The organism is Streptomyces sp. NPDC002851, from assembly GCF_053591935.1.
This window is the reverse complement of sequence record NZ_JBSFUT010000097.1, coordinates 1-1,329: the sequence shown is the minus strand read 5'-3', so window position 1 is coordinate 1,329 and position 1,329 is coordinate 1. Positions and strand designations below refer to the sequence as shown.

2 protein-coding genes are annotated in these 1,329 nt (G+C 68.2%); both read right to left on the bottom strand.

The annotated features are described in order from the left end of the window. Positions 1-964: beta-ketoacyl synthase N-terminal-like domain-containing protein (locus ACWD10_RS38420; RefSeq protein WP_451098480.1), on the bottom strand; the 964-nt coding region annotated here is incomplete at its 3' end. Next, a partial coding sequence (locus ACWD10_RS38415) for an acyl carrier protein (protein ID WP_451098478.1) occupies positions 961-1,329 on the bottom strand: 369 nt, incomplete at its 5' end. The genes ACWD10_RS38420 and ACWD10_RS38415, both read right to left, overlap by 4 nt.

Genomic DNA, 1,329 nt, shown 5'->3' with positions numbered 1-1,329 from the left:
GGATGACGCGTTGTTGTGAGGGTCCGTTGGGTGCGGTCAGGCCGTTGCTGGCGCCGTCCTGGTTCAGGGCCGAGCCGCGGACCACGGCGAGGATGTGGTCGCCGTCGTGCTGGGCGGCCGACAGCCGCTTCAGGACAACGACACCCGCACCCTCCGACAGGCCGGTTCCGTCAGCCTGGGCGGAGAAGCTCTTGGACCGGCCGTCCGCAGCCGCCCCCTTGAGGCGGCTGAACTCCACGAGCGTGGAAGGCGTGGACATCACGGTGACACCGCCCACCAGGGCGAGGTCGCACTCGCCCTGCCGCAGTGCGGCGGCCGCCAGGTGCAGGGCCACCAGCGAGGAGGAACAGGCCGTGTCGACGGTGACGGCCGGACCTTGCAGCCCCAACGCATACGACACCCGCCCCGAGACCACACTGCTCGCGTTCCCCGTGCTGACGTAACCGTCGAGCGAATCCAGGTCATGGCCCTGCTGATTGCCGTAGTCGGCGCTCATCGCGCCGAGGTAGACGCCCGTACGGCTGTCGCGCAGTGACTCGGGGCGGATGCCCGCCCGCTCAAGCGCCTCCCACGAGGCCTCAAGGACCAGCCGCTGCTGCGGATCCATCGACAGTGCCTCGCGCGGCGAGATCCCGAAGAACCCCGCGTCGAACTCGTCGACACCGTCGACGAATCCACCCTCCCGCACGTAGCTCTTGCCGACGGCCTCCGGGTCGGAGTCGTACAGGTCGAGCTCATCCCACCGGGATGGGAAGGGACCGATCGCGTCCCGGCCTCCGGCCAGCAGCTCCCAGAAGCCCTCCGGAGTGTCGATGCCACCCGGCAGTCGGCATCCCATCGACACGATGGCAATCGGCTCCGTGCGCGCGGCGCGCTCCGCGCTGAGTTCGTTCTCCGTCTCGACCAAGGCAGTCGTGGCACGGCGGAGGTAGGACTCCAGCTTCTCGACATCGGACGCGGTCATGAGTTCACTCCAAGCTTTCGGTCGAGGAACTGGAGAAGGTCTTCGGTGGTGCCTGATTCGATCTCGGCCTCTGGAGCGTCAGCGGCGACGGTCCGGGCGAGTCCGTCCTTGAGCTCCAAGAGGCGGGAAATCAGCCCCTGTTCCTTCAGTTGCTGAGGGGTCGCGGCACGCAGGAGGTCCACGAGACTGTCGATCTCCGGCTTCGTCACCTGGAGATCACTTCGGGAACTGCCCTGGGCACGTATCCCGGCGTCGGCCTCCGGGGAGCAACGCTCGAGGAGGAGTGCGGCGACTGCGGTGGGGGTCGGGTGGTCGAAGGCGAGGGTGGCGGGCAGGTTGATGCCGGTGGTGGCGGACAGTTGGCG